The organism is Achromobacter semiaridum (assembly GCF_053543755.1).
The window spans coordinates 1-6,239 of record NZ_JBLVOL010000085.1 but is presented as its reverse complement, the minus strand read 5'-3'; the positions used below and the strand labels follow the sequence as shown (position 1 = coordinate 6,239).

The following is a 6,239-nucleotide window of genomic DNA, read 5'->3' as shown; positions in this document are numbered from 1 at the left end:
CACGGGGGGCGCGAAGCCTTCATGGCTGTCCACGCGTTCAGCCGGCACGCCGAACGATTCCGCGTAGGCCACGAAGTCGGGGTTGCACAGGTCCGTGCCGAGGGTCCGGCCCGGATAGTTCTTTTCCTGATGCATGCGGATCGTGCCGTACATGCCGTTGTTGAACACGATGAAGATGATGGCCAGGCGGTGCTGCTTCACGGTGGCAAGCTCTTGCGAGGTCATCAGAAAGCAGCCGTCGCCCGCCAGGCAGACCACCTGCCGTTCAGGGTGGCGCAGCTTGGCCGCGATGGCGGCGGGCACGCCGTAGCCCATGGCGCCGCTGGTGGGCGCAAGCTGGGTGCGCGGGTGGCTGAAGCGGTAGTAGCGATGCGCCCAGGCGCTGTAGTTGCCCGCGCCGTTGGTCAGGACGGCGCGCGGGTCCAGCCCTTCGCGCAGGGCAACGATGACGCGCGCCGGGTCCATGGGCAGATCGGTGGCCGGCGGCTCCGTGTAACGCACGTAGCTTTGCCGCAGCCCGTCCAGCCAGCCGCGCCACGGGGTGGCGTCCACCGGCTCCAGTGCGGCGGCTGCGTGCGCAAAGGCGTCCAGGCCCGACGGTATCTTCAACGCGGGCTGATACACGCGGCCCAGCTCTTCGGGGCTGGCCAGCACATGGATCAGCGTCTGCTCGGGCACGGGCGATTGCAGCAGCGTATAGCCGCCCGTGACCATTTCGCCCAGGCGCGCACCCACCGCCAGGATCACGTCGGCGTTGCGCACGGCGTCAGCCAGTTCAGGATTCACGCCAATGCCCACTTCGCCCACGTATTGCGGGTGGTGGTTGTCGTACAGATCCTGCCGGCGAAACGAGCACGCCACCGGCAGGCTGTTGCGGCTGGCGTAGCGGGCCAGGGCATCCAGGCCCGCGTCGGTCCAGCCCGACCCGCCCACCATCATCAACGGCCGCCGCGCGCGGGCCAGCAGGGCGCGCATGTCGGCCAGCGCGTCGGGCGCCGGATGCGCCTGCGGAAACTGAATCGTGCCGCAGTCCCGCGGCGGGGCCAGTTCGGTCAGCATGTCCTCGGGCAGCGCCAACACCACGGGACCGGGCCGGCCCGACATCGCGACCGAGAAGGCGCGGTTCAGGTATTCGGTGACGCGCGCGGCGCTGTCGATCTGCGCCACCCATTTGGTGAACTGGCCGAACATGCGCCGGTAATCGATTTCCTGGAACGCCTCGCGCTCGACCATGTCGTTGCCCACCTGGCCCACCAGCACGATAAGCGGCGTGGAATCCTGAAACGCCGTCTGCACGCCGATGCTGGCGTTGGTGGCGCCGGGGCCGCGCGTGACCATGCAGATGCCGGGCCGGCCGGTCAGCTTGCCGTGCGCCTCGGCCATGAACGAGGCCGCGCCTTCGTGGCGGCAGGACACCAGGCGGATGCGCTCGCGTTCCGTGTAAAGCGCGTCCAGCACGTCCAGATAGCTTTCGCCGGGCACGCCAAATACCGTGTCCACGCCGTGTTGCAGCAGCGCGCGCACCACATGCTGGCCGCCTGTCATCAATGTTGGGGTGTCGTTCATCGCAGTTTCAATCAAGCCGCAAGGCGGCGGGTTGGGTCTGGATGAACTGTACGCAGCCCGGCCTTGGGCGCGTTAGGACAGATCAGAGCTTGTATTGCACTTTTTCGCGCGTCTGCCCGCGCGGCCATCAGCTGATGGGGCGGTCGTACTTCTTGCGGAAATCGCCGGCGGTGCTGCCGGTGTGCTTCTTGAAGAAGCGGGCAAAGTAAGAGGGGTCTTCGAAGTTCAGCTGGAACGCAATTTCTGCGATGCTCAGGCCCGTATTGCTTAGCAGGCGCTTGGCCTCCAGCGCGACGCGCTCTTGCACCAGCTGGCTGGCGGTGCGCCCCACGCTGCGCTTGACGGCATCGTTCAGCTGGCGTTCGCTGACGCACAGCGCGTCGGCGTATTGGCGGATGGCGTCGAAGTCCAGATAGTGTTCTTCGATCAGCATGGTGAACCGCTTGGCCAGCGAATAGCTGGGGCCGGCGGCGGTCTCGCGCTCATCGGCCGGGTAAAGGCGGCGCAGCTGCGTCAGCAGGATCAGCAGGTAGGAACGCACGACGTCAAAGCGCCCGGTCTGACGGTCACGCGTTTCGCGTTCAATTTCATTGAGCAGCGGCAGCATGCCGTCGTGCTGTTCACGCGACAGATAAATGGCGGGCGAGCCGCCCGCCAGATGAAAGAACGGAAACTTGGCGATGTCGTCCGCGCGCGGGAACATGTGGGCGAAGAAGTCCGTGCTGATATTCAACACGTAGCCGCGCGGCTTGACGGACGAGGTCCAGGCGTGGATCTGCCCGGGCGACAGGAAAAATACCGAGTGGTCGCGCACCTCGTGCTGTTCGAAGTCCAGCATGTGGGTGCCGCTGGCCTGGCTCATCCAGAGCAGGTGGTAGTAGTTGTGCCGATGCAGGAAGCCGCGCGGGATATCGTCGCGGTCCTGCAAGCGCACAAGATCGAAATAGAACGAGCCCTCGCCCGAGAAATCGGAAGTCTCAAAGGTGGGAAAGGGGGGCGCGTTGGGCGTGTGCGGGCCTGCGGACAAGCGGGAAGTCTCCTGGGCGGCGCGCGAGGCGGCTCGATTTTTTTGCCATGATATCGCCAAACTCACCAAGCCGCGGCTGCCGTAAACCCGGTGTTGCCCGCCTTGACGTTTTCATGACCTGCCTGCGCCGCCCGGCTGCCTTATGACCCCTGAGGCAGTTTCGCGATCACCTTGATCTCGAAGTCAAAACCGCTTAACCAGGTCACGCCCACGGCAGTCGCGGTGGGATACGGTGCCCGACCCCAGTATTGCGGCACCACCTCAGTCCAGATCCGCTCGAAGTGCGATTGCGGGTCGGTCATGAAGACGGTCACATCCACCACATCGTCGAACGTGCAGCCTGCCGCCTTCAGAATGGCGTTCAGGTTGTCGAACGCCAGCCGCACCTGCGCATCCAGCTCGGGCTCCGGTGTGCCGTCCTCGCGGCTGCCGACCTGCCCGGATACGAACAGAAAGCCGTCGGACCGGATGGCGGGGGAATACCGGTGGCGCTCGTACAGCGCGTGGCGGTCAGGGGGGAATACGGGGTTTCGCGTCGTCATGGAGTGCTCCTTCAAGCGGGCCGACATGGCCCGTCGTTAGCGATGGGTTCACTGTAACGACGCGCCAGCGGTCGATAAACGCGCAAGCTTGTCCATCACTGTTTGTAGAATCCAAACATTCTTCAAACGGGCGGGGGCCTACGATGGACCGTTTCGATGCAATGCAGGCGTTTGCGCGCGTGGTGGAGGCGGGTAGCTTCACCAAGGCGGCCGAAACGCTGCACATCAGCAAAACCACCGTGACACAGCTGGTGCAACAGCTTGAGGCGCGCTTGCGCGTGCGGCTGTTCAACCGCACCACGCGGCAGGTCAACGTCACCGCCGATGGCGCGGCCTATTACGAGCGCGTCATCAAGCTGCTGGCCGACATGGACGATGCCGAGACCAGCCTGTCGGTGGCCTCGGCCTTGCCTCGGGGACGCTTGCGGGTCGATGTGCCCAGCCCGCTGGCCCGCATGGTGCTGATCCCCGCGCTCCCGTCGTTTCACGCGCAATATCCCGACATTCAACTGGACATGGGCGTCAGCGACCGCATCGTTGACGTCATTGCCGACAACGTGGACTGCGTGGTCCGGGGCGGCGAACTGACCGATCTGTCGTTGACGGCGCGCCGCGTCGGCGATTTGCAATTGGCGGTGTACGCCGCGCCCGCTTACCTGGAACGGGCCGGCCACCCCACGCATCCGCACGACCTGGAAAACACGCATCACCGCGTCGTCGGCTACCTGTGGCAGCGGCTGGGCAAGGCGTTTCCCTACGCCATGCATCGCGGCGACGAGCATGTGCGGGTGCATGGGCGCTATGTGTTGGCGGTGGATGACGGCAACGCGTACCTGGCGGCGGGGCTGGCGGGGATGGGGGTATTGTGGCTGCCCCAATACATGGCCGAGCCGCATGTGGCGACGGGCGAATTGACGCCGCTGTTTCAGGACTGGCGGCTGGACCCGATGCCGTTGACCATTGCATTTCCGCCCAATCGGCACGTCAGCGCCAAGCTACGGGTGTTCATCGATTGGGTGGTGGCGCTGATGGGGCAGTACGCACCGGCGGCAGGGGCACAGGCGGCAACGAAGGCGACAGCGCAGGACGCAGCGAAGGCAGCAACGAAGGCAAAAGCGAAGGCAGCAGCGAAGGCAGCAGCGAAGGCAGCGACGGGAGCAGAGACGCAGAATAGGGCCGATCCGCCGACTTGATCGCCCCGGCATCACAAGCCTGTATCCCCGCTTCAGGGCGCGAAAAAACTCAACCCTGCGCGCGCCGGGGCAGCCAGCGCCAGAACACCCCGGCCGCCACCAGCCCCAGCGTGCCCACGCCAAACGATGCGCCGCCCAGCGACACCAAGGCGGTCAGCACCGACAGTGCCACCGGCCCGCCGCTGGCGCCCAGGTCCGCCATGAAGCGCCAGATGCCCAGGAACTGCGTGCGCGCGCCGGGCGGCGCGGCGTCGGCGCCCAGCGTCATCACAATGCCGGAACCGATGCCGTTGCCAAAACCCAGCAGCGCCGACACCAGGATGAAGCTGGCCACGCCGCCGGTCAGCGGGATTGCCATCAGGCTCAACCCCATCAGCAAGGTGCAGGGCAGCGCCACCCACAGGCGGCCGCGCTGGTCCATCACCTTGCCGGCCGGATAGAACACCGACATGTCCACGGCGGCGACCAGGCCGTAGACGAGCGACGTGGTGGCGGCGTCCAGGCCCAGGTGATCCGCCCACAGCGGGATCACCACCTGGCGCGACGCGCGCAGTGCGCTGATCAGCATCACGCCCACGCCCAGCGTGGCGTACACGCCGCGATGGTCGCGCGCCACCTCGCCGATGCGGGCGCGCGGCGCACCCGCGTGCGAGCCGCCCGAGGGTTCGATGTCGGGCGCCTTGATCGCGATAAGCCCCGCGCCCAGCATGGCGCAGATCGCAATCCAATAGGCGCCGTCCAGCCCCACGAAATGGATAAGCGCCGCGCCCGCGAAGGGGCCGATGAAAGTGCCGATGCGCGTGGTGCCGCCCAGCGTGGACAGCGCCCGCGCGCGATACGCCAATGGCACGACTTCGATCATGTAGCTCTGGCGCGCCAGTTGAAACACCGACTGCGCACAGCCCTGCATCAGCATGGCCACCGCCAGCACCCACAGGTGCGGCACCCCGATCACCAGCGCCAGGCCAAGCACGCTTAACAGCGCCGCGCCGGCCATGGCGCGCTTCTCGCCAAAGCGCTCGGTGATCAGGGCCGATGGGATGTTGGACAGCAGCGAGCCCACCCCGATCAGGGCGGCGATCAGGCCGGCGGTGGCCACGGACGCGCCGTGGTCACGCGCGGTCAGTGCGATCACGGGTAGGATGGCGCCGTTGCTGATGCCATAGAGCAGCGACGGGCCGAACGCCGGAACGGCGATGCGCTTCAGATTGAACGAATCAGATTGCGACATGAAGGAACGGTGGGAACTCGGCCGTCTGCCGACCGCCTTGCCAGTGGCGCGGGGCGGCCCGGCGACCATGGGTGCGGGATTCCGAGAGTGTAGCGGTAGCCCCGCGCGGCTGCCTGTCAGGCGGCTGACAGTGGGGCTGAAAAACGGGCTGAAAATCGTGCTGACGACCGGGCAGACGCTGACGCGGCCGGTCACGCCCGGCGCGCTCCCATCAATCGGGCTTTGACGCTTCTGTCTCGGTACCGGACTCGGCAATCATGCGCAGGCATTTGACGAACAGGGCTCGGTATTCCTCGGGCAGCCGAGCCAGCAATTGGTCTTCCACCACCACGTCGCGCGGCATCACCCTGCTCAGCAGCTCCAAGCCGGCCGGCGCGACATATAGCTGGTAAGCGCGGGCATCCGTGGGTGACGGCCGGCGTTCTATCAGCCCGCCGCCATGCATGCGCCTGACCATTTCAGCAACGGTGTTGCGGTCCATGGCCAAGCGTTCCGCCAAGGAATTCTGGCTAAGGCCGGGCTCTTGGTAAAGCAGCACCAAGGCGGCCTTTTGTCGGGGCGTAACCCCTTCGCCCGCGAACGTAGCCGCGAAGATCTCCTCGGCCTTGAAGTGCGCGCGCCGCAGCAGATGCGACGGCACCTCTTCAAGACGGAAATTTCGCAGCAGGGAGTCGAGGTGG

Annotated in this window: 6 protein-coding genes; 1 reads left to right on the top strand and 5 read right to left on the bottom strand. The window is 66.2% G+C overall.

The annotated features are described in order from the left end of the window. From ACNPP0_RS21850 to ACNPP0_RS21840, 3 genes are all read right to left on the bottom strand, one after another. Positions 1-1,566: thiamine pyrophosphate-binding protein (locus tag ACNPP0_RS21850; protein WP_448706980.1), on the bottom strand; the 1,566-nt coding region annotated here is incomplete at its 3' end. A 127-nt stretch (positions 1,567-1,693) separates the two neighbouring features. Continuing rightward, complete coding sequence (locus ACNPP0_RS21845) at positions 1,694-2,593, bottom strand: helix-turn-helix domain-containing protein (RefSeq protein ID WP_448706979.1); 900 nt, start codon at positions 2,591-2,593, stop codon at positions 1,694-1,696. A 140-nt stretch (positions 2,594-2,733) separates the two neighbouring features. After that, positions 2,734-3,135: a RidA family protein gene (locus ACNPP0_RS21840; protein WP_332611017.1), complete on the bottom strand. Its 402-nt coding sequence runs from the start codon at positions 3,133-3,135 to the stop codon at positions 2,734-2,736. Between the two features lie 143 nt (positions 3,136-3,278). On the opposite strand from ACNPP0_RS21840, the gene ACNPP0_RS21835 reads away from it, so the two are divergent. Next, positions 3,279-4,328 (top strand): LysR family transcriptional regulator, encoded by a 1,050-nt coding sequence (locus tag ACNPP0_RS21835; RefSeq protein ID WP_448706978.1) that lies wholly within the window; start codon positions 3,279-3,281, stop codon positions 4,326-4,328. Positions 4,329-4,377: 49 nt separating this feature from the next. On the opposite strand, the gene ACNPP0_RS21830 is transcribed toward ACNPP0_RS21835, so the two are convergent. Both ACNPP0_RS21830 and ACNPP0_RS21825 read right to left on the bottom strand, forming a co-directional pair. Continuing rightward, positions 4,378-5,559, bottom strand: coding sequence for an MFS transporter (locus tag ACNPP0_RS21830; RefSeq protein ID WP_332611019.1), 1,182 nt, complete (start codon positions 5,557-5,559; stop codon positions 4,378-4,380). A gap of 211 nt (positions 5,560-5,770) precedes the next feature. After that, a partial coding sequence (locus ACNPP0_RS21825; protein ID WP_448706977.1) for a MarR family winged helix-turn-helix transcriptional regulator occupies positions 5,771-6,239 on the bottom strand: 469 nt, incomplete at its 5' end.